The sequence below is a fragment of the Staphylococcus gallinarum genome (assembly GCF_000875895.1).
GTDB classification, from domain to species: Bacteria; Bacillota; Bacilli; order Staphylococcales; family Staphylococcaceae; genus Staphylococcus; species Staphylococcus gallinarum.
In genome coordinates, this window is sequence record NZ_JXCF01000053.1 from 1 (window position 1) to 886 (window position 886).

Sequence of the window (886 nt, forward strand, 5' to 3'; positions counted from 1 at the left end):
CCTTGTTTCGTTGATAGCATTCGTAAAGTTTGTTCTTGTTCTTTTAACCCTTCTTGCATTCTTTCATAAATTTCACTAAACATCTTATTGTGATTATTTATAATGATATTACTTATATTTCGTAATATAGATAAATTAGGTATTTTAAAAGTGCACATTAATTTCATCCCTTTATTTATATAGTGTGAAAATTATAGTAATTAATTCATAAAGATTTTGACATAAATGTTATTTTTCAATGTAACAAAAGTCATTTCTCAGCGTGTTTATATGCTATTTAGGTTTATAAAACATTAAAGGTTCATTATTTTCGCCTAAATTTCCTTTGTGTTTAAAGCCCATTTTTCTAAAATAGTTTTTCCCTTTACTATTCGTATCATATAGCCAAATCGGAAGTTTTGTTATTTTAGATAATTTTTTTAATTTATTTACAAAACTTTCACCATAACCTTTACTAAAAGAATTTAAGTTAATTAATTCCAACATATAGCCATGCTTGTTAAATAACTTTTTGATATATGGATTTTCATGTTCTTGATTAATAAAATCGGCACTAATTCTTATTCTTCCAACCATTTTAAAATCTTCACTAAAAATATCAAAAGAATTAAATTCATTAATATCTTTAGTAATGTAATAATCAGAAAAAATCTGAGTTATTTTAACATAATAATAAACAACTGTTTGGTCTGCCGTTACATATTCCGAGTTTTTATTATTAAAAATATCAATATTTAAATTGGGATCGTTTACAAATTTTTCCATTTGAGTATTTAATTTAACTGCTTCATTTTTAACCATATTTTTATAATCTTCAATTTCAAGATTGTTCCGTATTATTTCATGATGTTCTAAAATCTTTTTATTTATTTTTTTCAAAAATAAC

The 886-nt window shown here is 22.8% G+C and carries 1 protein-coding gene; it reads right to left on the reverse strand.

Annotated features, from left to right (window positions below):
* Positions 1–273 precede the first annotated feature (273 nt).
* The coding region (locus SH09_RS12885; RefSeq protein ID WP_200888858.1) for a hypothetical protein at positions 274–886 on the reverse strand (613 nt) is incomplete at its 5' end.